Below are 22,432 nucleotides of genomic sequence, written 5' to 3' on the forward strand. Positions count from 1 at the left end.
GAATGTGCAAATTTTTTTAAAGAAATTTTTCGCTTTGTCGTCGTGCTACGGCTACCCGTGTGTCCACCCCTGTCCAAGAAGTCTAAGCTGCAAAACGTGTGACATTAGGAGATAGTAGCACTATAAACTCTATTAATATTCAATTATAATTTAATTAACCTTTATTGTAGAGCCACTGTAGACCCACTGTAGACCCACTGTAGACCCACTGTAGAGCCACTGAAAACCCACTGTAGTTCCATTTAAAGTTTATTTAACGCCTATTAAAAATATACACCACTGATTTACAATTACGTTTGCATCGCAATCCGTGTAAATCCAGCAACGAAGTTGCCCATCCGTGCCCATCACATTTGTCAATTGTCAATTATCAATTGAAAACTATCCGTGAAATCCGTGAAATCTGTGCGAGACATTTAAAGTTTATTTGTTTGTTTTTTTTGAGATTTGTAAGATTTCTGTAGCGTAAGCTACACTTTTATTACTCCCAACTCACCTTAATTAACACCCGTTCAAAATCTACAACACCGATTCACAATCACGTTTGTATTACAACCTGTGTAAATCCAGCAACGAAGTTGCCCATCCGTGCCCATCACATTTGTCAATTGTCAGTTATCAATTGTCAATTGAAAGACTTTCTGTAGCGTAAGCTACACTTTTATTACACCCAACCCACCTTAATTAACAGCTATTCAAAATCTACAACACCGATTCACAATCACGTTTGTATTACAACCTGTGTAAATCCAGCAACGTAGTTGCCCATTCGTGCCCATCACATTTGTCAATTGTCAATTATCAATTGAAAAAATATCCGTGCAATCCGTGAAATCTGTGCGAGACATTTAAAGTTTATTTGTTTGTTTTTTTGAGATTTGTAAGATTTCTGTAGCGTAAGCTACACTTTTATTACTCCCAACTCACCTTAATTAACACCCGTTCAAAATCTACAACACTGATTTACAATCATGTTTGTATTACAACCTGTGTAAATCCAGCAACGAAGTTGCCCATCCGTGCCCATCACATTTGTCAATTGTCAATTATCAATTGTCAATTGAAAGACTTTCTGTAGCGTAAGCTACACTTTTATTATATCAACTAAAAAAGAGGTGTCTTAAAAAATATCACTACTTTTTAAAACACCCCATACTTATATAATTATGAAGGATTTCCTACTTAGAAGAACAAAGCTACTCCTATACCTACACCCAAAACACCCTCTTTTGCTTTGCGTTTACTGTTATCTGTATTTTTTAAAGAAAAATGGTCATACTCTGCATAGGCTGTAAGAGCAGCACCTCGGTTTACAAAGTAAGCCAAGCCTGCTTTACCTCCTACTACTAAACCATTCCACTCACCATTAGTGCCCGGTTGGTTTTCTCTGCTTGCAAAACCTATTTTTGCTCCCACGAAAGGTGCTAAACTTCCACCTGTAGGAAAATAGTAATGCACATTAGGGGCAATTGTAAGGGTATTCGATTTGTATTCCCAATTATCTCCCCTTTTATCTTTTGAATGTTCATAACTCACTCCTAAACCTACTGCTAAATTATGAACCACAAAGTAATTAAAGTTAGGTGTGATTTTAAAAGTAGTTACTGTTTGATCTAATTCTGTAACTTGGTCATTTTTCACTACTAAGTTTTTAGATTGAAATGAAAGACCTAAATCGGCACCTACCATCCAGTTTCCTTTTCCAGTTTGTGCGTAGGTAACAGTTGCAAAAACAACAGCTACCACTAATAAAATTCTTTTCATACTGTTCATTTTTTGTTTTTAATTAAGGCAAAGATACAAAATAATTACGAATTACAAAATACGAATTACGAAAAAAATGCTTTTTCACTTTTCACTAATGGCAAAAAGCTACCATATCTAATTCGTTTTCAAGACAAAAATCGATGTTCTCTTTTAGTCCCATAATATGTTCATAACTATAGCCTTTGTCTCTTCTTCCTCAGTTTCGCTTTTAGAGCCAAAAACAGCTTTTATCTCTGGAGTTTTTACTCCGTAAGCAAACATATAGTATCCCATAGGTGAGTGGTTTTTAAAGAAAGGACAAAGATAGTGTTTTTATAAAGAGAAGGACAAAAGTATAGTTAGTAAATTCAAGAATAAGTTGTATTTTTGCCAAATAAGTAAATAGATATCAAAAATATGCAACACTGGATATTAACCTCTGCACAAGAGTTTTACGCAAATGCTAAAGATATATTGGACAAGTGCCGAGCCTCATTCTATATAGAGGTAGGAGATGGTAAGGGAGGATATAGGCAAATTCTTATCACTCGAGAGAATGAAAGTGCTATCTCCTCGATAATGCTTGAAGGGATAGAGGGTTTTACCTACCGTCAGTTTATCATTGTCTCTAGCCCTGATGTTACCATAGATACTGAAAAATGTATTTATGATCAAGATATACTGCCTTATGTTATAGAAGGTACAGGAGGAAGAGAAACGGAAGACATTATAGAGTGTATTTACTTGCGGATGATTCTCATTACCAAACTAATGGACGTCTCGGCTAAGTCTCTTTATAAGAAGTTGTATAAGAATTTGGAAGCTAACCCTAACTTTCGTAAGGGATTTCATCAAGGTTCTTCTATGCACAAAAACGCATTGTATGATCTAAGAACTATCCATAAGACCAAGCGATTTGGTCTTAACAATCCTTTATCTATTCTAACGATAGAGGAAAAAGAGGAGTAAAGATATTTTTAAGTTAAAAAACAACAAAGGCTGTCGCAAATTTTACTTTGTGACAGCCTTTTATTTACTATTTTAACGTCAGTTTGATATGTACAATATTGTTTTATTTGTTTTTTCATTACTGTTCCGTGAAATTCCTCAGCTAAAGCTGAGCAATCCGTGGAACAATGATGTTTTACAAAAGAATCATCTGTGTTAAATCTGTGAAATCCGTGAAATCTGTGCGAGACATTTAAAACAGCAAAGCTGTTTATTTGTCTGATTTTTCAAAGATTTGTAAGATTTCTGTAGCGTAAGCTATATTTTTTTACGTCAAACTCACGTTAATTTACTAATTGAATGCTTAGTTCTTTCAATTGCGCCTCATCAATAGGCGAAGGGGCATCAATCATCACATCGCGACCGCTGTTGTTTTTAGGGAAAGCGATAAAGTCGCGTATGGTTTCTTGTCCGCCGAGCAGTGCCACCAATCGGTCGAAGCCAAAAGCCAAACCACCGTGAGGAGGAGCGCCGTATCGGAAGGCGTTCATCAAGAAGCCAAATTGTGTTTGTGCCTGCTCAGGGGTAAAGCCTAATAGCTGAAACATCTTGGCTTGCAACTCTTGGTTGAAGATACGTATAGAACCACCGCCTACTTCATTACCGTTGAGCACGAGGTCATAAGCATTGGCACGTACGGCACCTGGGTCGGTATCAAGTAACGGAATATCCTCAGGTTTAGGCGAGGTGAAAGGGTGGTGCATTGCAAAGAAACGTTCTTCCTCTTCGCTCCACTCCAAAAGAGGAAAATCTACCACCCATAGAGGAGCATATTCATCGGGTTTGCGCAAGCCGAGACGCTCAGCGAGTTCCATACGGAGGGCGCTGAGTTGCCCACGTACTTTGTTTGCCTTGCCTGAAAGGATACAGATAAGGTCGCCTGCTTGGGCGCCTGTGCGCTTTGCCCACGCCTTGAGGTCGTCCTCGTTATAAAATTTATCTACTGATGATTTGAAGCTACCATCTTCATTACATTTTACATATACCATTCCGGAAGCGCCTACTTGCGGACGTTTTACCCATTCTACTAAAGCATCAATCTCTTTGCGGGTGTAGTTGTTGGCACCAGGAACGGCAATACCTACTACTAATTCGGCTTCGTTGAATACCTTGAAATCGCGGTGTTGAGCGAGGTCGTTGAGTTCGCCGAATTTCATACCGAAACGGATATCGGGTTTGTCGTTGCCATAAGTTTTCATCGCCTCGGCATACGTCATACGAGGGAAAGCCCCAAAATCTAAGCCTTTGAGTTCTTTGAGGAGGTGTTTTGCCAATCCTTCAAAGGTCTGGATAATGTCCTCTTGTTCTACAAACGACATTTCACAGTCTATTTGAGTAAACTCTGGCTGGCGGTCGGCGCGGAGGTCTTCATCACGGAAGCACTTTACGATTTGGAAGTACTTGTCTAATCCGCCTACCATTAGCAACTGCTTAAAGGTTTGTGGTGATTGTGGAAGTGCGTAGAACTCACCTGGGTTCATACGGCTAGGCACTACAAAGTCACGAGCGCCTTCGGGTGTTGATTTGATAAGTACAGGGGTTTCTACCTCTATAAAGCCTTGTTCGGATAGATAGTTGCGCACCATTATCCCCACTTTGTGGCGGAAAATAAGGTTATCGCGTACAGGGGTACGGCGTATATCGAGATAGCGGTACTTCATACGGAGGTCTTCACCGCCATCGGTATTATCTTCAATGGTAAAAGGAGGGAGTTCGGAATGGTTGAGCAAGGTGAGCGCTGTAACGAGGATTTCCACCTCTCCCGTAGGGATATTTGCGTTGGTAGCCTCGCGCTTGATCACAGTACCTTGAATTTGAATCACGTCCTCGCGTGAGAGGGTTTTCGCCTGCTCGAAGACTGTTTTATCAGTGCGTTCTTCGTCAAAAATAAGCTGGGTGATGCCATAGCGGTCGCGTAGGTCTACCCAAATCATAAATCCCTTGTTGCGGACACGTTGTACCCATCCGCTAAGGGTTACTTGTTGTTTTTCGTGTGAGAGTCGTAGCTCTCCACAAGTATGCGTTCTGTACATTTATTTTAATTATGAATTAGTGCTATTTCTTAAATAATTCAGAGTGGGAACCCACTCTTACCAAGTAAATTTCATTTTGTTCCTCATCATATTGCAACCAAATTATCAATAAATCAGGTAGGATATGACATTCTAAATGACCTTTATAATTACCTGTAAGTTTGTGGGGTCTCATATAATCAGGTAGAGCCTCAACTCCTCCTTTTTTTAACAATGTGATAGTGTCAGTAATCTTCTTTACTTTGGTCTCATCATTAAGGAATTTTTTAAAATCCTTTTTAAAAAGTCCTGTATAGTATATTTCATATTTAAATGTTTCTTCTTCCATAGTTAGTTTTTAAGAGATTCTATTAATTCCTCTACTGTTGCATAGCTCTTTTTGTTTTTTTCTTTAGCCATAGTTTCGGCTTCTTTCATAGCTTGTAGAGTAAGATCATTAGGGATATAGCTCTCTTCTTGAGGGGGATTGTATTCAAAATCAATGTTCATTTCTTTGAATAGAGTAGTTAGTATATTGATTTGATTTTGAGTTTTAGGATAAACTAATAGACACATAATATTCAATTTTTAAGGTTTTTACTTTTGATACTCTTCTATACGCCTGCTCGCTGACTTCCTTCAAAGGGGAAATGCGATGCAAAAGCGATAACATTCTGTTAATCAGAGATTATTATTTTTCAACTCTTGATTCATATTAATAATAGCTGATTTCGTAAATAGTAGAGGCGTCTTGTTTGGTAAATTTTATTTCTTTACCATCTAAATACTTTCTCTTACCATTCTCTTCTTTATAAGAAAAGGTATAAACTCCCTCTTGCTCGTATTTTACATCAATGGGGTTGCCTTTAGAATCTTTGGTGATGTGCTCTTTATGGGTGATGCTAAACTTATAAGTGCCATTGGCATTAGTGAACTCTTTGTAAGTCATATTTTTGACAGTACCTGCTTTTATTTTAGCAATTAAGGGTTCTAATCGTTCCATTGATAAACTACCTCCTATACCTATTCCGTCATCATCACCAGAACGATTTTCTACTATACGACTTACATAGCCGTCTTTATCGTAGGTATAAGTAAATTTTATAAGTGTGGCATACGATACATTTTCCTTTTTATACGTATAAGATTTAGAGATAGACTCCAAAAGATTTTTAGTAGGGACACCTACCGGAAGTGCATTTAGCAAATAAAAATAGGTGGTATAGACATCTATTTCATCTCTTTCTTCGTTGTTGAAAATAAAAAAGTGATTCTTATTTTCGTTAGGATAGTAAGAAAATTTCATTTCTCGATTTTCTTTTGTTCCTTCCCAAGAAGTAGAGGTATAAGTTTCAGCAGTTAGGTTGCCATCTTTCCAAATAAATTTACTATTATTAATTTTAGACAACTGACCTTTTTCGTCATAGCTGAAATAATTATGTCCGCCAGTCTCTTTTAAGTAACCTTTCTCATCTAAAGGGAATTCAAAATTTTGTTTTCCACTATTTGCTATAATTTTTCCTTGAGGATAACTAAATTCATAGGTTACTTGTTCACCTCCCTTATTAGAAGTGTATTTTGAAATGCGCCCCTGAGCATCATATTCATAAGAAAAGACTCCATTTTTTAAAGTATAAATAAATTTAGGTTCCCCATTTAGAAAATAGATTGGGTCATCATTAGAATTCTTTTTTCTATCTAAATAGGTAATCTTTACCTCTTTAATCCTCTTTACCACAGTAGTTTTAGGGGGTTCAGGGTTATTAGGTATTGGGGTATTAGGGTTATCAGGAGTTGTTGGGTTGTCGTCGCTTTTTCCGCAAGAAGCCAAAGTAAGGACGGCAGTAGCTACTAAAAATAAGGCTTTTTTCATTGTTGATATTTTTAAATAATTCATTTATTTTTATATTCTATTGAGATTTAACTTCTCGGGGTTATTTCTGTTATCCCAAAAAGATATAATTTCAATCACTTGTTTTTGTTCTATAATTTGGTAAAAAATTGAAAAATTACGAAGTACAATTACTCTTCTTACATCCTTTCTATTATCTACTATTGTTCCTATTCTTGGATTATACTCAAGCATTTCACAAATTTTAGCTATTTCAGCTTCTAATTTTAGAATATAACTTTCTGATTGAGTTTTTTCTAACCAATACAGCGAAATATCATACAATTGAATTTTAGCTTTTGGCAACCAAATAATCGTTAGATCTTCCATTTTTCCAATTCTCTATGAGTTCTCGTAATCCTTTCATTACTTCATTATGAGGAACAAAGACACCTTTTTTTGCCTCTTCTAAGCCTTCATCTATAGAACGTAGTTCAGCTTCTGAAACCTTTGCATAAGGTTCAGTGTATTCATTAGTAACAATCTCAAAATCTAAATTTTCAAGAGCAGCTTTAGCCTTTTCCAATGAGAGATGTTTAGGTGGTTTAATAATAAGTGTACTCATAATTTTAGTATTTTTAAATTCAATTATTTTTGATATACTTCAAGTTCTTTAGTAAGAATATATAGACAAAGGTTTTTTCTCTTAGGCTTCTTTCTATATGAGTTCTCGTAATCTTTTTCATTACCTCATTATGAGGAATAAAGACACCTTTTTTTGCCTCTTCTAAGCCTTCATCTATAGAATGTAGTTCAGCTTCTGAAACCTTTACGTAAGATTCAGAATTGTCAGAGATATTGAAAATAAAGGTGTTCATTCATCTAATTAAGCAAAAATTCGTCCTCCTCATTGCTTTTAATGCCTAAGGCTTCGTATATGTACTTGAAGGTGGAAAGCAATCGGGGTTTGCCGTCGATGAGGGCTACATCGTGTTCAAAGTGGGCTGAAGGCTTACCGTCGGCGGTGAGGATTGTCCAACCGTCTTTGAGTTGGCGTATGCTCTTGGTGCCCATATTAATCATAGGCTCTATAGCCACGACCATTCCGTCTTTGAATTTTTTACCATTACCGCGTTTGCCGTAGTTGGGCATTTCGGGGTCTTCGTGCATTTTGCGTCCTACGCCGTGACCGACGAGTTCGCGTACTACTCCATAACCGTGTGCCTCACAGTGTTGTTGTATAGCGTGCCCTACATCACCTACACGGTTGCCTGCACGAAACTGACGGATACCTATATACAACGATTCTTTCGTTACCCGCAATAGTTCTTTTACTTCGGGGGCTACTTCGCCTACTTCAAAAGTATAAGCGTGGTCGCCATAGTAACCGTTTTTCAGTGCCCCACAGTCTATCGAGATGATGTCGCCTTCTTGTAGTGGACGGTCGTTAGGAATACCGTGTACTACTTGCGCATTAGGACTCATACATAGGGTATTAGGGAAGCCATACAAACCTAAAAATCCTGGGATAGCCCCTTGACTGCGGATGTACTCTTCGGCGATTTTATCTAAATATAGGGTGGTTACCCCTGGTTTTACTTCTTTAGCCATTATGCCCAAAGTACGTGATACTACTTGGGCTGCTTGGTGTAGTAGTTCTATTTCTTCGGCTGTTCTAATGTGAATCATTTGTAATTAGATTTCTATTTTTTGAATTGTTTTAGTAAATTGGTTGTGGAACTGTCGTGAGCAGAAAGTTCGGTAGCGGCGATGTCTTTAAGAATTTTGCTTGCCAACTGTTTACCGAGCTCTACACCCCATTGGTCGTAACTATAGATGTTCCAAATCACACCTTCTACAAATATCTTGTGCTCATACATAGCGATAAGGCTACCCAAACTTTCAGGGGTGAGTTTATCAATGAGGGTAGAGGTTGTAGGGCGGTTCCCTGTAAACACTTTGAAGGGCACTAAGGCTTCGTTTACCTTGTCACCCATTTCTTTGCGTACTTCGGCTTCGGTTTTACCTTTTAAAAGGGCTTCGGTTTGTGCAAAGAAGTTAGCCATTAGCTTGTTGTGGTGGTCGGTATTACCGTGCAATGAGTGTTTAAAGCCAATAAAGTCAGTAGGTATCAATTTAGTACCTTGGTGAATAAGCTGGAAGAACGCGTGTTGAGAGTTCGTTCCTGGTTCACCCCAGATAATTACCCCAGTTTGATAACTTACAGGGTTGCCATCACGGTCGGTTTGTTTACCGTTACTTTCCATTATACCTTGTTGTAGGTACGCTGCCAAGCGGTGTAAATACTGAGTATAAGGAATAATCGCTTGACTTTCGGCTCCGTAGAAGTTGTTGTACCACACGCTGAGCAATGCCAAGACTACTGGAATGTTCTTCTCAAAAGGAGCTGTGCGGAAATGCTCATCCATAGCGTGAGCCCCTTTGAGCAACTTATCAAAATTGTCATAACCTACTGATAGGGCAATGCTGAGACCTACGGCACTCCACAACGAGAAGCGTCCACCTACCCAGTCCCACATAGGGAATACGTTATCAGAGTCGATACCGAATTTGTCGATTTCTTGCAAGTTAGTAGACACTGCTACAAAGTGTTTAGCAATATCTTTTTCGCTACCCGATTTTAGGAACCATTCTTTTACAGTAAGTGCATTGGAAAGGGTTTCAAGCGTTGTAAAAGTTTTAGAAACAATCACTATCAAAGTAGTTTCGGGGTTGAGGTGCTTGATAGTTTCGAGCACGTGGTCGCCATCTACATTGCTGATGAAATGTACGTTGAGGTGATTCTTATAGAATTTAAGCGCCTCAGTTACCATTGCCGGACCGAGGTCAGACCCACCAATACCAATGTTCACCACATCGGTAAAGGCTTTACCAGTATAACCTTTGCGTTTACCACTGATGACCTCTTCGCTGAACTGTTTGATTTTGTGTTTTACAGCCGCTACTTCGGGCATTACATTCTTGCCATCTACGTTTATCACGCTGTTTTCGGGCGCGCGAAGGGCAGTGTGCAAAACCGCGCGTTTTTCGGTGTTGTTGATAAGGTCGCCACCGAAGTACTTTTCGATAGCATCTTTAAGGTGACATTCGTTAGCGAGTTGCACGAGGAGTTTCATAGTTTCCTCATCGATGCGGTTTTTAGAATAATCTACATAGAAGTCGTGCCATTTGATGGCGAATTTCTCCGCGCGAGTGGGGTCTTTCTCAAATAGAGAAAGCATATGGCGGTCTTTTACTTCCGCAAAATGTTTTTGCAATGCTTTCCAAGCATTGGTTTGTGTTGGATTACTATTTTTTAACATTTTTCTTATAATGAATTGTATTATTATCTTACATTACAGCTGCCTTTTGTAAAGTTTCTCTTACAAAAGTGTTTAGCGTAGAAGTCTTTTTGTCTTGTAAAGGAATATTATATTCCTTGCAATGAGCAATATAGTCATCTACTGCTTCCATAAAGTCATTTTTTAAGTCCTCTAAGCAGTCTCCTTGATAGGTGATGAGCGTATCTTTATCTAAGCCTAATACTTTTCCATAGAAAGTATTATCTTCTTCTTTTTCGATGCTTCCTATAAAGCCTTTATAGTTGAGTGTTTTCATCTTTTATAAAATCATTTTTTATTAAAAAATCTACAATATCTTTCAATGCTTTTTCTTTGATAATGGAAGAAGGATGAGGTTTATGTGCTAAATATTGTTTTTGTTTTTCGCTGTGATAGAATTTAACCCTTGATCCTGATGTTTTTCCTTTGTTACTTTTCTCAAAACCAAAGTATGTTAAAAGTGTATCCAATTCATTGAAAGTAAAATCCTTTGGTAGCTCTTGAATACGGTCAATTAATTTTTCTTTTTTACTCACTTCACTATTTGTTTTAGATTATTTTTCAGAGTGCAAAACTACAAAATAATGACGTCTCACCTTTAGCTAATTTGCTAATTGACAAATTACTTAATGAAACTTACTTTTTCAGTCTTTTAAACACAAAACGGGTGATAAAAATACCAGTAGAATCATTGCTTCCTGCATTGCTCTCTACTCCACTGGTAACAAAAGCAAGTTCCCAGCCTTCTTCACTCATTGTGTTCAACTTAGAAGTGATAAGAGCATCGTTGGCAGCGATGTTCTGAAAACGAATCCCCCCGAGATTAAAGAAGTTGAGGAGTTTGGTCTCATCAAAGCCTCTTACGCGAATCTCATCACGGTCGCTTTTGTTGCGTTCGTCTCCTTCTTCCGAGCGCGTAGTGGTAAATTCTTTATAATTGCGTGTTTCATTAGCCGAGATAAGTCGCGAACGTCCTGCTCCCGAAGGTACCACCGATTCAATAGCGGTTACTACTTTAAATTCATACACTTGTGCTGAGGCGGTAAAGCCCACAAGAGCCAATAGATAAAAAATAAACTTTTTCATTTGTATTTCTGTTTAATTAACCATTAATCACTAATCATTAACCATTGTTACGACACCGTTTGCTTTTGTACATTCGTTACCTCCTCTTCCATTTCAATAGGAGTGGCTTTTAGCGCATCAAGCTGTTCTTTTAGTGGCGCAATCTCCTTCAAATATTTAGCTTTAAGTCGCGCATCAATAGGCACCGATTCTGGTAACTTTTCTCTGAGTGGGTCTACTTGTCTTCCATTCTTCCAGAAACGATAACACACGTGAGGACCTGTTGCCAAGCCTGTACTTCCCACAAGTCCAATCACCTGTCCTTGCGATACGTGTTGTCCTCTGCGTGCCAATATTCTCGACATATGCAAGTACTGTGTTGTATACATATTGTTGTGGCGTACCTTCACGTAGTTACCATTACCCGAACTATAGCCCGCTTCAATCACCGTTCCTGATGCTGTCACCCGTATAGGCGTACCCGTAGGCGCTGCATAGTCGGTACCAAAATGTCCCTTCATACGGTGAAGCACAGGGTGAAAACGCATTCCAAATTTAGACGTAATGCGGAAGATATCCAAAGGCGATTTCAAAAACATTCGCTTCATCATATTCCCTTTTTCGTCGTAATAGCCATTTGTACCTTTTGCCGAATCGGTAGTGAAGTTAAAAGCGTAATAAGGTTTCCCTTGCCACTCAAAATAAGCCGCTTTCACTTTCTCAACTCCCGCAAAAATAGTGTCGTCCACATAACGTTCCTCATAAATAATCTTAAAATTATCACCCTTTTGCAAGCGGAAAAAGTCGATGGTGTAATCAAAAATCTGTCCCATTTGGTAAGTAGCATTCGCACTGATACCCGCCGCAAGCGCATCAACTGTAAGATTGCTGTTGATATTTCCTGCCAATGCCTTTTCCACAATCGTTACTTTGCGTTGCGCTTTGTAAGCGTGAACCGAGTCTCCAAGACGCACCACTACGTAATCTGTAACGTTCGGCTGATAGATAAAGCTATGGGGTTTCGAGGGGTCTTTTTTATCGTACAAAAAAGCGTAAACCTTACCCGTACGTATATTCTTAGGGTTAAACTCTCCTTTGGTTTTTTGGGTGATATTATGAATATCCACCGCTCCTATATTGTTCTCTTCTAATAGTTTACCAAAGGTATCACCTTGCTTAATCGTATCTTTCACTATCGTGTAATCATTCAGGTTGAAACCAAATTCATACACCGGAGGTTTAGGTGCCTCAACAGTAGCCGAAGCTGTTGCCTTCTCAGCATTAGGGGTATCATTACAAGCCGTGAATACCGAAAGCTGAAGTGCAAAAAATGAAAAATAAAGGACTTTCTTCATCATAAGTTTTCTGTTTCTGTTTTTACATTTTTTAGTTCACAAACACCAAGCCATTTAAGGCGCAAGTGTATCAAAAAATCTTACAAAGGTGCAAATAAAAAATGAACTACGCAAATAAAAAAACTAAAAAAACTGCGTATACCTCCTTTAATTTATTCATAATTAATGTATTAAGCTGTATACCTCAACTCTCGCAAAATGCTTCTATGTCCTCTTTTTCAACACTTTTACTACTACCCTTCACCTTATCTTTTTCTTAAATCCCAGCCATACCCAAATGCCCTCTCCCCTACTCAGTACATTTTTCTACCGTACAAGCAACATAAGTAGTACATTTTTCCACCAAAACTCCATTTCACAAAATGCCTCCTCCCAAAAAAGTGCCATCTATCGTCCAACATTCGTTCAAGGTTCGTTTAAGGTTCGTCCAAGCTACCTATACAATAGTAAATTTTTCTTTTTGAAAATCCTTATCCCTATTTCTCTTAAAAACTATCTGTGTGGCTCACTTTCCCGAGTCTCCCCGAGAGCTCCTAACCAGACTCTTCTTCCTTTTCTCATTTTGTCATTTCCAAATTTGTTCATTTTTCCCTGCCTATAGCCTGTGGCCTGTGGCCTTAGGCCTCACATCTCATTCCCAAATTTGCTCATTTGCTAATTACCTCCTATCTTTGCCCCCATAAAACAAATTATTATGAAATATATTTATACTCTCATTGCCCTACTAACAGCTACTAATACCTTTGGGCAGAACATATTTTTGCTCAAAGAACTCTTTTTAAAAGGAAACGTAAAATCCGTGCGCGTTATCCCTTATCAAGTAAAAGAAAACAAAAAACACCGCATTCAAAAAACAGCTGTAAAGAAATTCTATTACGATGAAAATCTGTTTATCTTAGCCAATGAGCAAGGATATGTTGTCCAACAAATTATGTTTGCCGACCGAAATGTATTCAACCTTAAAACAGAAGTAACTTACGACGATAATAACCGAGAAACAAACTTAAAAGTATACGACGAAACCGATACTCTATTGCGTGAGTACACCCTTACTTATGACGATAAAGAGAAAAAAATGCAGAAAACTGTCTACTTCCCTAAAACAGGTAAAGAATATTTAGTACTTTCAAGTGATACAAACAAACGCAGTTACCCTACCTATGCTACTTATTACAACACCGATGAAAGTATCAAAAACTACTCTTCATATAAGTACGACAAGAGGGGTAACCAACTCGAAACCAAAGTCTACAATCCCGATAAATCAGTAAAATACACCAAGAAGACAAAGTATAATAAAAACGGATTTGTTACCCACCAAATAACCAAATCCAACGAAAAGAATAAAAGCCTCGAAACAGTGTATACCTATAAAAAAGAGCCTTTTCCTACTGAAATGCTCTTAATCTTCGAAAAGAAGACCCATAATAAAGCAAAGAAAATAAACTATACCTTTTCTTATCAATACGATGAAAAAGGTAATTGGATAGAGAAGAAATGCTTTTCCGAAGGCAAATTAGTATATATCATAGAAAGAGAAATCACATATTATTAGTGTAAATTAACTTCATATCTAATTATTGGCATTATTGGCATTTCTGGTATTATTGGCATTATCAGCATTATTAAAATTTATTATCGTATGAGCTTATTCTCTATTCTTATATTTCTTTTTTTCTTTTGGCTTTTTAGACAACTCACCCAACAGCTACCCACCGAGCAGCCCTTTCGCAACCCATTTCAGCAAAACATATCACCCGCTACATTCGAGCTGAATCTCCTCTCACTTTGTAGCTTAGTTATCAAAGCCAACGGACGTGTTACCCAAGCCGAATTAGATTTCGTGCGCTTGCAGTTCGTACGCCTTTATGGTAAAGAACGCGCCAATGCCGTGTTTCGCAGTTTTAATGAACTAATAAAAGGACGCCAGATAGAAGCTCCCCGAGTAGCAATGTACGTACGTGCGCGTACTACCTACGAAACACGCTTGCAAATCCTCTATTTTCTCTTTGGTATTGCTCAAGCCGATGGAGTAGTAAGCCAAGACGAAGTACAACAAATAGAGCAAATAGCCTATTACTTCCAGATAGAAAAGAGTGATTTTATAAGCATCAAAGCAATGTTTGCTAACACTTATGGTAGTAATAGCTATACCCAAACTCCCAATGAAAATGCTTATGCTATTTTAGGTATAAGCCCCCAAGCTACTGATGCCGAAGTAAAACAAGCTTACAGAAATATGGCAAAAAAATATCACCCCGATAGAGTGATTACAGAAGATGAAGCCATAAAAAAAGGCGCCGAAGAAAAGTTCAAACAAGTACAACAAGCCTATGAACAAATCGCACGCCAAAGAGGAATGAACTAACCAAATAGCTTACCCCTATAAACAAAAAAGTGGCAAGCTACCTACATCGCACCGCTACAACCGAATACCTTTGCTGTGTTCCCACCCTGGAGGATTTTTCAGGAGCTGGTCGTGTAGGACTTGCCGGCGACAAAAGTACAACTTTTTTATTACATAGCAAATTTTTTCTATTTTTTTTCTTGCTTAGTAGCTATATTTTTATTACTTTTGCACCAAAAGTGTTGTATAACAACCTTCCAAAATCTGGTTAAAACAGTTAAAAAACAAAAAAAAATATTAAATATCAATAATGAAAAAACTATTCTTTTTATTCTTAGCGCTCCTATCGCTACAATGTAGTAAATCACAAGATAGTGAGACCACAGGTTCGAGCTCTAACAAGATGCTCACCCTTATCAATCAGCAACGACAAAAAGGCTGCAATTGTGGTAGTAATTATTTTAAACCCGTACCTCCTGTAAAGTGGAATAAAACAATAGAAAAAGTAGCCAAAGCCCATAGTGACGATATGCTTAAACGCAACGAATTAACTCACTATAGTAAAAACGGACAAGATCCTGGTAGAAGACTTACTAACGCCGGTTATAAATGGGCTACGTGGGCTGAAAATGTAGCTATGGGACAACAAAATGAAGAAGAAGCGATGAAAAGTTGGCTCGAAAGTCCTTTACATTGCGCTAATATTATGAATGCCCAAGTTACCGAAGTAGGTGTTGCTCGTAGCGGTAAATATTGGACGCAACTCTTCGCTGCTCCTTATCCTTAATTTCTAACTGCTTCCTAACTCTTAAAACAATGTATCTCGACGTTCATTCGCATACCCAGCACTCAACTTCCGATACTTTGGTGATTCGCAATCAGTATCCACTTACCGCCGATACCAGCGAACCTTTCTCAGTAGGTATTCACCCTTGGTTTTTAAACGATTTTGAGGCGCAGTGGAATGCACTCATATCCTTAGCCCAGCATTTCAACTGCTGGGCTATAGGTGAATGTGGTCTCGATAAGAACGTTACCTCTCCCCTACCCTTACAACAAGAAATCTTTTTAAGACACATAGAATTAGCCGAAAGTTTAGAGCTTCCACTTATCATTCACTGTGTGAAAGCTTATGCCGAGGTAATACAACTCCGCAAGCGCACCCACTCACAACAGTTATGGATATTGCACGGTTTTAGAAAAAACTTAAAAGTTGCACAAGAGCTCATCGCTCACGGCATTGCCATTTCTTTTGGCACTCCCCTACTCTATTCTTACCAATTGCAAGAAGTTTTTAAGAAAATCCCTCCTGAATATCGGTTTTTTGAAAGTGATGACAGTATTCAACCATTAGTTATCAAACAAGTCAAACAAGCCAGACTTATCTAAGGTCTGAAACTTAAATCTAAAATTTTCTACTTAAAAAATTTGCTCGTTTGCTAATTACTTCATATCTTTGCGCCCTGAAAATTGAAAGGGGGTGTATCTTTATGTTAATAATTCCTTTAAAAGACGGAGAAAGCATCGATAAAGCTTTAAAACGTTATAAACGCAAATTCGACCGTACAGGTGTAGTACGTGAACTACGTGAAAGACAACATTTCACTAAACCTTCTGTACGCAGAAGAGCCGAAATCCAAAAAGCACAATACATTCAGCACTTGAAAGATCAAGAAGAAGTATAGTTCATTGTGGAGATATTCAATTTTTTTTAAAGTAGGAACGGATTAATTAATATTCGTTCCTATTTTTTTATTTAAGTGTTGTTCATTATCCTTATCGGTATTGTTCATTGTCCATTCTTAAATTGTGCATAACTTGAGGAAGAAAAAACACTAAAATATTTGCTCTTTTATGTTTTCTGTGTATACAAAAATGAAGATGAAAAAAGCAAATTTATTTCTTATAAAATATCCACTACTTTTTGTCAGTTATGAACAATCTGCCCAATGAAAAGTTCTCAACAAAAAGTTGTGCATAATATCAAAAAGAGTTATCAACAATTTTGCTTAAAATATTCATTTAAAAAACCGTAAATCACTTTTTATTGTTGATAACTAATCATAATATCCTTAAACTGAAAAAAGCAAGTTTTTCAGTCTAATTTTATTCCTCTTATGAACGTCATCATAATAATAACCCTTCTTTTTTTAGAAAGAAATCTTTTTCAATTTATAATTTGGTGATTGTTGATAACTCAAAAATATTTACTTTTGCAATATGAAAAAAACAAATAAAACTCAAAAGCAAGGAAAATTAGGAAAACCTAAAAAGAATAAGAGTTTAGCTAAACGCAACAAGCAAGAGCTTATCAAAGCGATTTTCTCGGTGTTACAAGAACACCCCGAAGAGAGCTTTAACTACAAGCAAATCGCTGCCAAACTCCACATTACCGATGCACCACGTCGTGATATGCTGGTGAAACAACTCGTACAACTGAAAGAAAAAAAACGCATTGTAGAAATCGATCGCGGGAAGTATCAAGCTATCCCTATGCAACACTACTATGTGGGCACGCTTGATGTGAGTACGCGCGGCAATGGTTATGTAATAGTTGATGGTTTAGACAACGACATTTTTGTAGCACAGAATTTCCTAAATAAAGCCCTCCACGGCGATTTGGTGGAAGTGTATGTATTTCCTCGTTTTAGAAATCGCAATAAGATGGAAGGAGAAATTAGTAAGGTACTAGAACGCAACAAAGTGCGCTTTGTAGGTACGGTGCAGATGCACAAAAACTTTGCTTTTGTTGTTCCTACTGATGCCCGTATGTATACTGATTTCTTTGTGCTGAAAGACAAACTCAATGGCGCTCAGGACGGCGACCGTGTGATTGTACGCATAGAAGATTGGAAAGACAAAAGCGATTCTCCTATGGGGGTAGTGGAACAGATACTCGGCAAACCAGGAGAGCAAACTACTGAAATGCACTCTATCTTAGCCGAATACGGTTTGCCTTATACCTATCCAGAAGAGGTAGAAGCCTTTGCTAAAAAGTTAGACCTTTCCATTACCGATGAGGAGATTGCCCGCCGTCGTGATATGCGCGAAACCCTCACTTTCACTATCGACCCTCGTGATGCGAAAGACTTTGATGATGCACTGTCATTCAAAGTATTAGAAAATGGCAATTACGAAATTGGCGTACACATTGCTGATGTATCGCACTACGTGAAAGAAGGTACTATATTAGACGAGGAAGCCTATAACCGTGCTACTTCTGTGTATTTGGTAGATAGGGTAGTGCCAATGTTGCCCGAAATACTCTGTAACTTCGCTTGTTCACTCCGCCCCGATGAAGATAAATATACCTTTTCGGCAGTGTTTGAGATGAATAAAAAAGCTGAAGTGGTAGATATTTGGATAGGACGCACTGTAACACACTCGTCATTTAGATTTGCTTACGAAGAAGCACAATCAGTAATAGAGCAAGCCAAAGTAGGGGAGGGGTACACCATTCCTGCCAAAACTTCTATTACCGATAAAGAACGTGCAGTACCTGCTGAGGTAGTAGAGGCTATTCTCACGCTCAATACCTTAGCTGAAAAACTTCGCGGTAAACGTATGCGTTTGGGAGCTATTACTTTTGATAAAGTAGAAGTGAAATTTGACCTCGATGAGAATGGTAACCCTATAGGGGTATATTTCAAAGAAAGTAAGGAAGCCAACAAGCTGATTGAAGAGTTTATGCTCTTGGCTAACAGAAAGGTAGCCGAGTATGTAGCCAAAATGAAAAAGACTTTCGTATACCGTGTACACGATGAACCCGATGCCGAAAAACTACAACAGTTCAACACGGTTATTAACCGATTTGGCTATAGTTTAGATTTGAAAAACCGTCAAACCACTACCGATTCACTTAATAATTTGTTAGAAGAAGTAAAGGGCAAGAAAGAACAGAATTTAGTCGATACCTTGGCAATACGTTCAATGGCAAAAGCTACTTATACTACCAAAAACATAGGACACTACGGTTTAGCATTCGATTATTATACCCATTTCACCTCGCCTATACGCCGTTATCCCGATGTGATGGTACACCGTCTTTTGCAACTCTATTTAGATAATGCCCCCTCACAACCCGAAGCCGAATATGAAACCAAATGCAAACACTCGTCACAAATGGAGAGTTTAGCAGCCTCAGCCGAGCGTGATTCTATCAAATATATGCAGGTGAAATATATGGAAGCGCATAAAAACCAGCAATTTGCAGGAGTGATTTCAGGTGTAACCGAATGGGGTATTTATGTAGAAATTACCGTGAACAAATGCGAAGGATTGGTACGCGCTCGCGACATCAAAGACGATTATTACACTTTCGACGAACAACAATATGCCTTGGTAGGACAAGCCACTGGCAAAATGTATCAGCTTGGTGATGAAGTAATGATACGTGTGAAAAACACTGACCTGATGAAAAAGCAATTAGACTTTGAATTGGTAGATTAGTCATAGCACAGCAAGCAGTTTTTGAATCGCATACTTTGCTAAAGTTTCTTGCCCGTACGGCTCGTACCTTTGGCAAAGTTTTTTTATGCTTTTAATAATATATTGAGTAATAATGTATATTTATAAAATATTGATATATAAATAATTATAAGCTATTTTGTAGAATGATAGTAAAAGAGTTGTAAAAATATTTGGAAGTTATAAAAATATAATATACCTTTGTCCTATAAAATCCTAATGCCTATGACTGATATTGATATTCTTTCCTTTGGAGATATATTTTGTTGTTTTCTTCTATAAACAAAATATAGTGAGAATTTTTCCTTAAAAATAACTTCCCCTAACTGAGCTACGGGTTACTGTCTTCATAAAAAGAACGTGCAAAAGAAGTATTTTTTTAACTAAAAAAATTAGTATGCAAAGACTCATAAAGATTTCGTTGTTTATGCTATGTTTTATAGTAGCGTTAGTGTCTTGCTCTAAGGATAAAAATCAAGATCCATTGCAAGATTTGCAAAATAAGTCAATGACTTATGAAGACTTCTTTAAAACTGTTTCAGAAAAAGAAGTAAGTGTTCCAGAAGATAAGGTACTTTTTATCTCTTACGAATTTAATGCGAAAGATGAGACTATTACTTTATTGTCAAGTACTGAGGCTTTTCCCAGTGAAAAAGTAGTTTGGGATGCTATAGTTAAGCATTACGAGCTTGAAGCTTCTCGTGAAGGAGGAAAGTATGATTATATTGTAACTTGTGATAAAGGCTGGAGTAAAAAATGTGAAGCATATAGTTGTTTAGGTGTAGTTAAAAGTTGCTTGAATCAAGGAGGATGTGCAACTGTTTGTAAAGCTAATATGGTTTATGTTCCAGATATAAAAGCTTTTTATATATCAGCTAATATTGATGAATTAGTGTCATCAAAAGTTGAAGGAGAATTTTAGTTTAAATTTAAAATTTTTCACTATGAAAAAAATATTTAAATTTTCATTTCTAATGGTATGCTTAAGCATAGCCTTTATATCTTGCTCTAAGGATAAAAATCAAGATCCATTGCAAGATTTGCAAAATAAGTCAATGACTTATAAGGAGTTCTTTGAAACTGTATCAGAGAAATCAGTAGACTTTGTTCCAAATGAGAAAGTATTACTTGTCTCATACAAATTAAACAAAGATGACAATACCATCACTTTCTTGTCAAGTATCATTGCTGAATCAAGCTGGGGTGTAGGTTTTGACGTTGCTGGTAAATATGAAGAGCAACAAGCTTCTCGCTCTGACAAAGAGACATATACAGTATCTTGTACAGGGGCTAAAGGTGGAGATTGGACAAAGGGTTGTAATGGAGATTATAGTTGTGGAAAGCTGCTTTACGATTGTGCTGAAGCTGGTGGTTGTGGAACTGTTTGCAAGACTTATATGGTCTATGTACCTGATGTAAGAGCTTTTTATCTTTCTAAAGATCTTGATGAATTGGTTGATTTGAAAGATGAAGAAACTCTAAAACAAGTAAATGAAATTATTAAGCCATAGTTAATAATTATCACAATACCAATAGAGTAGGGGAGAGGTATTAAAAACTTCTCCCTTATTTTTTGTGATTCAGTAGTTTTTTAGTACTTTTGTGCAGTTAATCAAATTTTAGGTAGAAATAGATGTTTGCGGATGTATTGCTTGCATTACCTTTGGGCTTGTTGTTAGCTTTTACCATAGGTCCTGTGTTCTTTGTATTGCTGGAAACAGCCATTACTAAAGGATTTAGGGCAGCTATTGCTTTCAATTCAGGGGTAGTACTGGCAGATACTGTTTTCATTCTCATTGTCTATTTCACTACTAGCAGTTTGCTACGCGAAATTAAGGACGACCCTAAGCTCTTCTTCGCTGGCGGACTCATAATGATAGCTTACGGACTCATCTCGTTCATCAAACTGAAAAAAGACTTCAAGAAAACAATAGATAACAAAGAGAATGCCTATTTGCAAGTAGCTGAAAAAGTGAACTATGTAGCTCTCTTTATCAAAGGTTTTCTACTGAATTTTATCAACATAGGCGTTTTGGGTTTTTGGTTGGGAATTATTATTGTTTTTGGTCCTAAGCTTGATATGAATGCCAGTAGGATATTGGTGTTTTTTACTTCTATTATCCTAGTATACTTTGCAATAGATATCTTTAAAATTCTCATTGCTAAGAAACTTAAAAACCGACTTACTGCTTTTCATATCTACAAAATCAAACGTGCCATTAGCATTATATTGTTAGTCTTTGGAGTTTTCCTGATACTCCAAGCGTTCTTTCCTAACGTATTACAATTAACTGATTAAGTACAACTCACACAAGTAGTGTATAAAAAACTTTGTCAAAAGTTGTAAGCCACACGGGTCTTTACCTCTTGACAAAGTCTATTTTCTATTGCCTATGACCTAATGCCTGTGGCCTTATTACTTCTTACCTTTGTATTGATTATTTAAGTATTCAGTAACTTCTTTAGTAATATCTTTTTTCTCACTACCGTAGAGTACACTACCGCCGTCGTTAGCACCAAGAATAAAGGTGTAACCTTTTTGTTTTCCGTATTCTTTAATGTTTTTCTTCACTTTGCTAAGTAAAGAATCCATTTGAGTTTGGCTTTCCATTTGTATTTTTTGTTCTTCTTGTTGCAAATGTTGTTGCAATATTTGGCTTTTTTGCATCAGTTCGTTGTATTTTTTCTGAGCTACGTTCTGAGGGAGAGTTTTAGCTTGAGCGTCGAAAGCACGCGCTTCAGTTTGGAACGCCATTGAAATACTGTCGCGTTTTCGTTCGTAGGCACTAATTTGTCCTTTTAGTTTTGCCTCGATGTCTTTTTTTTCTTGATAGTCGTTTAGAAGTTTAGAGTTATCTACAAACGCCACCTTGTCGGTACAAGCAGTAAGGGCGAGCAGTGCTACGCCTGTTAAGATGAGTTTTTTCATTTTTATAATGTTTAATTTGAATTACGTGGCAAAAGTAAGAAAGTTTTACGTGTAAAAGAAATATTTTTTAATTTTGTTACTAAAAAAATGAAAATACTCTCTTTCGTCACTATTCATTACACCTTGTTTCACGTGAAACATTTTACTACCTTCTTTTACCTTATATAAATTTATTCTATATCAGAAACAATCTTCTATAAGTGTATTTTATCAAAACTGACTTTATTACAGCTTGTTTTAAGTATTATTTTTTAAAAAGTAATAAAGTATAAGGTAATAGTTGAGAAGTCTTATAAAAACGTCTTATTTTAAGTTTTTACTATTTTTAGCT

General features: G+C 37.2%; 26 protein-coding genes and 1 other RNA gene. 10 read left to right on the forward strand and 17 right to left on the reverse strand.

Annotated elements, in window-relative coordinates; genetic code table 11:
• Nucleotides 1-1,182: 1,182 nt before the first annotated feature.
• Both ACSQ7D_RS10510 and ACSQ7D_RS10515 read right to left on the reverse strand, forming a co-directional pair.
• Nucleotides 1,183-1,764: an outer membrane beta-barrel protein gene (locus tag ACSQ7D_RS10510; RefSeq protein ID WP_437136207.1), complete on the reverse strand. Its 582-nt coding sequence runs from the start codon at nucleotides 1,762-1,764 to the stop codon at nucleotides 1,183-1,185.
• Nucleotides 1,765-1,917: 153 nt separating this feature from the next.
• On the reverse strand, nucleotides 1,918-2,040 hold the full coding sequence (locus tag ACSQ7D_RS10515) for a hypothetical protein (protein ID WP_002674378.1): 123 nt from the start codon (nucleotides 2,038-2,040) through the stop codon (nucleotides 1,918-1,920).
• 123 nt (nucleotides 2,041-2,163) lie between these two features.
• On the opposite strand from ACSQ7D_RS10515, the gene ACSQ7D_RS10520 reads away from it, so the two are divergent.
• Nucleotides 2,164-2,715 (forward strand): hypothetical protein, encoded by a 552-nt coding sequence (locus ACSQ7D_RS10520; RefSeq protein ID WP_437136208.1) that lies wholly within the window; start codon nucleotides 2,164-2,166, stop codon nucleotides 2,713-2,715.
• Nucleotides 2,716-3,038: 323 nt separating this feature from the next.
• Here the strand turns inward: ACSQ7D_RS10520 and aspS are convergent, their stop codons facing one another.
• From aspS to ACSQ7D_RS10585, 13 genes are all read right to left on the reverse strand, one after another.
• Nucleotides 3,039-4,787: an aspartate--tRNA ligase gene (gene aspS, locus ACSQ7D_RS10525; protein ID WP_437136209.1), complete on the reverse strand. Its 1,749-nt coding sequence runs from the start codon at nucleotides 4,785-4,787 to the stop codon at nucleotides 3,039-3,041.
• A 22-nt stretch (nucleotides 4,788-4,809) separates the two neighbouring features.
• The gene (locus ACSQ7D_RS10530) at nucleotides 4,810-5,115 is read right to left on the reverse strand and encodes a type II toxin-antitoxin system YafQ family toxin (RefSeq protein ID WP_015782050.1); all 306 of its coding nucleotides are present in this window, start codon (nucleotides 5,113-5,115) and stop codon (nucleotides 4,810-4,812) included.
• A gap of 2 nt (nucleotides 5,116-5,117) precedes the next feature.
• Nucleotides 5,118-5,342: an antitoxin gene (locus ACSQ7D_RS10535; RefSeq protein ID WP_437136210.1), complete on the reverse strand. Its 225-nt coding sequence runs from the start codon at nucleotides 5,340-5,342 to the stop codon at nucleotides 5,118-5,120.
• A gap of 139 nt (nucleotides 5,343-5,481) precedes the next feature.
• Nucleotides 5,482-6,639, reverse strand: coding sequence for a sugar-binding protein (locus ACSQ7D_RS10540; RefSeq protein WP_437136211.1), 1,158 nt, complete (start codon nucleotides 6,637-6,639; stop codon nucleotides 5,482-5,484).
• A 30-nt stretch (nucleotides 6,640-6,669) separates the two neighbouring features.
• Complete coding sequence (locus ACSQ7D_RS10545) at nucleotides 6,670-6,987, reverse strand: type II toxin-antitoxin system RelE/ParE family toxin (RefSeq protein WP_009420594.1); 318 nt, start codon at nucleotides 6,985-6,987, stop codon at nucleotides 6,670-6,672.
• The gene (locus ACSQ7D_RS10550) at nucleotides 6,950-7,222 is read right to left on the reverse strand and encodes a hypothetical protein (RefSeq protein ID WP_288870539.1); all 273 of its coding nucleotides are present in this window, start codon (nucleotides 7,220-7,222) and stop codon (nucleotides 6,950-6,952) included. Before ACSQ7D_RS10550 ends, ACSQ7D_RS10545 begins: the two co-directional genes overlap by 38 nt.
• A gap of 19 nt (nucleotides 7,223-7,241) precedes the next feature.
• A complete protein-coding gene (locus ACSQ7D_RS10555; protein WP_437136212.1) occupies nucleotides 7,242-7,475 on the reverse strand; it encodes a hypothetical protein in 234 nt (77 codons plus the stop codon).
• A gap of 4 nt (nucleotides 7,476-7,479) precedes the next feature.
• Nucleotides 7,480-8,286 (reverse strand): type I methionyl aminopeptidase, encoded by an 807-nt coding sequence (gene map / locus ACSQ7D_RS10560; RefSeq protein WP_437136213.1) that lies wholly within the window; start codon nucleotides 8,284-8,286, stop codon nucleotides 7,480-7,482.
• Nucleotides 8,287-8,300: 14 nt separating this feature from the next.
• A complete protein-coding gene (gene pgi / locus ACSQ7D_RS10565; RefSeq protein ID WP_437136214.1) occupies nucleotides 8,301-9,920 on the reverse strand; it encodes a glucose-6-phosphate isomerase in 1,620 nt (539 codons plus the stop codon).
• Between the two features lie 28 nt (nucleotides 9,921-9,948).
• Nucleotides 9,949-10,215 carry a hypothetical protein gene (locus tag ACSQ7D_RS10570; RefSeq protein ID WP_053581315.1) on the reverse strand — a complete coding sequence of 89 codons (267 nt, stop codon included), beginning with the start codon at nucleotides 10,213-10,215 and terminating at the stop codon, nucleotides 9,949-9,951.
• Entirely contained in the window at nucleotides 10,196-10,474 is a 279-nt protein-coding gene (locus ACSQ7D_RS10575) for a type II toxin-antitoxin system HicA family toxin (RefSeq protein WP_111972083.1), read from the reverse strand. Before ACSQ7D_RS10575 ends, ACSQ7D_RS10570 begins: the two co-directional genes overlap by 20 nt.
• A 100-nt stretch (nucleotides 10,475-10,574) precedes the next feature.
• Complete coding sequence (locus ACSQ7D_RS10580; protein ID WP_009410492.1) at nucleotides 10,575-11,024, reverse strand: hypothetical protein; 450 nt, start codon at nucleotides 11,022-11,024, stop codon at nucleotides 10,575-10,577.
• 47 nt (nucleotides 11,025-11,071) lie between these two features.
• Entirely contained in the window at nucleotides 11,072-12,361 is a 1,290-nt protein-coding gene (locus tag ACSQ7D_RS10585; protein WP_111972081.1) for a M23 family metallopeptidase, read from the reverse strand.
• Between the two features lie 691 nt (nucleotides 12,362-13,052).
• Between ACSQ7D_RS10585 and ACSQ7D_RS10590 the strand changes: the two genes are divergently transcribed.
• On the forward strand, nucleotides 13,053-13,913 hold the full coding sequence (locus ACSQ7D_RS10590; protein WP_437136215.1) for a hypothetical protein: 861 nt from the start codon (nucleotides 13,053-13,055) through the stop codon (nucleotides 13,911-13,913).
• Nucleotides 13,914-14,000: 87 nt separating this feature from the next.
• Entirely contained in the window at nucleotides 14,001-14,726 is a 726-nt protein-coding gene (locus tag ACSQ7D_RS10595; protein ID WP_178958040.1) for a molecular chaperone DjiA, read from the forward strand.
• Nucleotides 14,727-14,753: 27 nt separating this feature from the next.
• Here ACSQ7D_RS10595 and ffs read toward each other — a convergent pair.
• An RNA gene (gene ffs / locus ACSQ7D_RS10600) (signal recognition particle sRNA small type) lies at nucleotides 14,754-14,852 on the reverse strand.
• Nucleotides 14,853-15,012: 160 nt separating this feature from the next.
• On the opposite strand from ffs, the gene ACSQ7D_RS10605 reads away from it, so the two are divergent.
• The 7 genes from ACSQ7D_RS10605 to ACSQ7D_RS10635 all read left to right on the forward strand — a co-directional run bounded on the left by ACSQ7D_RS10605 (nucleotide 15,013) and on the right by ACSQ7D_RS10635 (nucleotide 21,471).
• Nucleotides 15,013-15,492, forward strand: a complete 480-nt coding sequence (locus ACSQ7D_RS10605) for a CAP domain-containing protein (protein ID WP_002674397.1) — start codon at nucleotides 15,013-15,015, stop codon at nucleotides 15,490-15,492.
• 29 nt (nucleotides 15,493-15,521) lie between these two features.
• Entirely contained in the window at nucleotides 15,522-16,094 is a 573-nt protein-coding gene (locus ACSQ7D_RS10610) for a TatD family hydrolase (RefSeq protein ID WP_437136216.1), read from the forward strand.
• A 101-nt stretch (nucleotides 16,095-16,195) separates the two neighbouring features.
• Nucleotides 16,196-16,390 (forward strand): 30S ribosomal protein S21, encoded by a 195-nt coding sequence (gene rpsU, locus ACSQ7D_RS10615; protein ID WP_002674401.1) that lies wholly within the window; start codon nucleotides 16,196-16,198, stop codon nucleotides 16,388-16,390.
• Nucleotides 16,391-16,925: 535 nt separating this feature from the next.
• Nucleotides 16,926-19,154 carry a ribonuclease R gene (gene rnr, locus ACSQ7D_RS10620; protein ID WP_437136217.1) on the forward strand — a complete coding sequence of 743 codons (2,229 nt, stop codon included), beginning with the start codon at nucleotides 16,926-16,928 and terminating at the stop codon, nucleotides 19,152-19,154.
• Nucleotides 19,155-19,569: 415 nt separating this feature from the next.
• Nucleotides 19,570-20,094, forward strand: coding sequence for a hypothetical protein (locus ACSQ7D_RS10625; protein WP_009419578.1), 525 nt, complete (start codon nucleotides 19,570-19,572; stop codon nucleotides 20,092-20,094).
• 22 nt (nucleotides 20,095-20,116) lie between these two features.
• The gene (locus tag ACSQ7D_RS10630) at nucleotides 20,117-20,683 is read left to right on the forward strand and encodes a hypothetical protein (protein ID WP_437136218.1); all 567 of its coding nucleotides are present in this window, start codon (nucleotides 20,117-20,119) and stop codon (nucleotides 20,681-20,683) included.
• 122 nt (nucleotides 20,684-20,805) lie between these two features.
• Nucleotides 20,806-21,471 (forward strand): LysE family translocator, encoded by a 666-nt coding sequence (locus tag ACSQ7D_RS10635; protein WP_016478315.1) that lies wholly within the window; start codon nucleotides 20,806-20,808, stop codon nucleotides 21,469-21,471.
• A gap of 117 nt (nucleotides 21,472-21,588) precedes the next feature.
• On the opposite strand, the gene ACSQ7D_RS10640 is transcribed toward ACSQ7D_RS10635, so the two are convergent.
• On the reverse strand, nucleotides 21,589-22,101 hold the full coding sequence (locus ACSQ7D_RS10640; RefSeq protein WP_002674408.1) for an OmpH family outer membrane protein: 513 nt from the start codon (nucleotides 22,099-22,101) through the stop codon (nucleotides 21,589-21,591).
• Nucleotides 22,102-22,432 lie beyond the last annotated feature (331 nt).

It is taken from the genome of Capnocytophaga sp. G1920 (genome assembly GCF_051417515.1).

What these genes read in the sequence shown, in the direction of transcription:
- rnr (WP_437136217.1), top strand. Translation starts at nt 16,926, where the DNA reads ATGAAAAAAACAAATAAAACTCAAAAGCAAGGAAAATTAGGAAAACCT.
- rpsU (WP_002674401.1), top strand. Translation starts at nt 16,196, where the DNA reads ATGTTAATAATTCCTTTAAAAGACGGAGAAAGCATCGATAAAGCTTTA.
- ACSQ7D_RS10580 (WP_009410492.1), bottom strand. Translation starts at nt 11,024, where the DNA reads ATGAAAAAGTTTATTTTTTATCTATTGGCTCTTGTGGGCTTTACCGCC.
- ACSQ7D_RS10540 (WP_437136211.1), bottom strand. Translation starts at nt 6,639, where the DNA reads ATGAAAAAAGCCTTATTTTTAGTAGCTACTGCCGTCCTTACTTTGGCT.
- aspS (WP_437136209.1), bottom strand. Translation starts at nt 4,787, where the DNA reads ATGTACAGAACGCATACTTGTGGAGAGCTACGACTCTCACACGAAAAA.
- ACSQ7D_RS10630 (WP_437136218.1), top strand. Translation starts at nt 20,117, where the DNA reads ATGAAAAAAATATTTAAATTTTCATTTCTAATGGTATGCTTAAGCATA.
- ACSQ7D_RS10530 (WP_015782050.1), bottom strand. Translation starts at nt 5,115, where the DNA reads ATGGAAGAAGAAACATTTAAATATGAAATATACTATACAGGACTTTTT.
- ACSQ7D_RS10515 (WP_002674378.1), bottom strand. Translation starts at nt 2,040, where the DNA reads ATGGGATACTATATGTTTGCTTACGGAGTAAAAACTCCAGAGATAAAA.
- ACSQ7D_RS10545 (WP_009420594.1), bottom strand. Translation starts at nt 6,987, where the DNA reads ATGGAAGATCTAACGATTATTTGGTTGCCAAAAGCTAAAATTCAATTG.
- ACSQ7D_RS10555 (WP_437136212.1), bottom strand. Translation starts at nt 7,475, where the DNA reads ATGAACACCTTTATTTTCAATATCTCTGACAATTCTGAATCTTACGTA.
- map (WP_437136213.1), bottom strand. Translation starts at nt 8,286, where the DNA reads ATGATTCACATTAGAACAGCCGAAGAAATAGAACTACTACACCAAGCA.
- ACSQ7D_RS10570 (WP_053581315.1), bottom strand. Translation starts at nt 10,215, where the DNA reads ATGAAAACACTCAACTATAAAGGCTTTATAGGAAGCATCGAAAAAGAA.
- ACSQ7D_RS10640 (WP_002674408.1), bottom strand. Translation starts at nt 22,101, where the DNA reads ATGAAAAAACTCATCTTAACAGGCGTAGCACTGCTCGCCCTTACTGCT.
- ACSQ7D_RS10595 (WP_178958040.1), top strand. Translation starts at nt 14,001, where the DNA reads ATGAGCTTATTCTCTATTCTTATATTTCTTTTTTTCTTTTGGCTTTTT.
- ACSQ7D_RS10520 (WP_437136208.1), top strand. Translation starts at nt 2,164, where the DNA reads ATGCAACACTGGATATTAACCTCTGCACAAGAGTTTTACGCAAATGCT.
- ACSQ7D_RS10510 (WP_437136207.1), bottom strand. Translation starts at nt 1,764, where the DNA reads ATGAAAAGAATTTTATTAGTGGTAGCTGTTGTTTTTGCAACTGTTACC.
- ACSQ7D_RS10585 (WP_111972081.1), bottom strand. Translation starts at nt 12,361, where the DNA reads ATGATGAAGAAAGTCCTTTATTTTTCATTTTTTGCACTTCAGCTTTCG.
- ACSQ7D_RS10610 (WP_437136216.1), top strand. Translation starts at nt 15,522, where the DNA reads ATGTATCTCGACGTTCATTCGCATACCCAGCACTCAACTTCCGATACT.
- ACSQ7D_RS10550 (WP_288870539.1), bottom strand. Translation starts at nt 7,222, where the DNA reads ATGAGTACACTTATTATTAAACCACCTAAACATCTCTCATTGGAAAAG.
- ACSQ7D_RS10535 (WP_437136210.1), bottom strand. Translation starts at nt 5,342, where the DNA reads ATGTGTCTATTAGTTTATCCTAAAACTCAAAATCAAATCAATATACTA.
- pgi (WP_437136214.1), bottom strand. Translation starts at nt 9,920, where the DNA reads ATGTTAAAAAATAGTAATCCAACACAAACCAATGCTTGGAAAGCATTG.
- ACSQ7D_RS10590 (WP_437136215.1), top strand. Translation starts at nt 13,053, where the DNA reads ATGAAATATATTTATACTCTCATTGCCCTACTAACAGCTACTAATACC.
- ACSQ7D_RS10635 (WP_016478315.1), top strand. Translation starts at nt 20,806, where the DNA reads ATGTTTGCGGATGTATTGCTTGCATTACCTTTGGGCTTGTTGTTAGCT.
- ACSQ7D_RS10625 (WP_009419578.1), top strand. Translation starts at nt 19,570, where the DNA reads ATGCAAAGACTCATAAAGATTTCGTTGTTTATGCTATGTTTTATAGTA.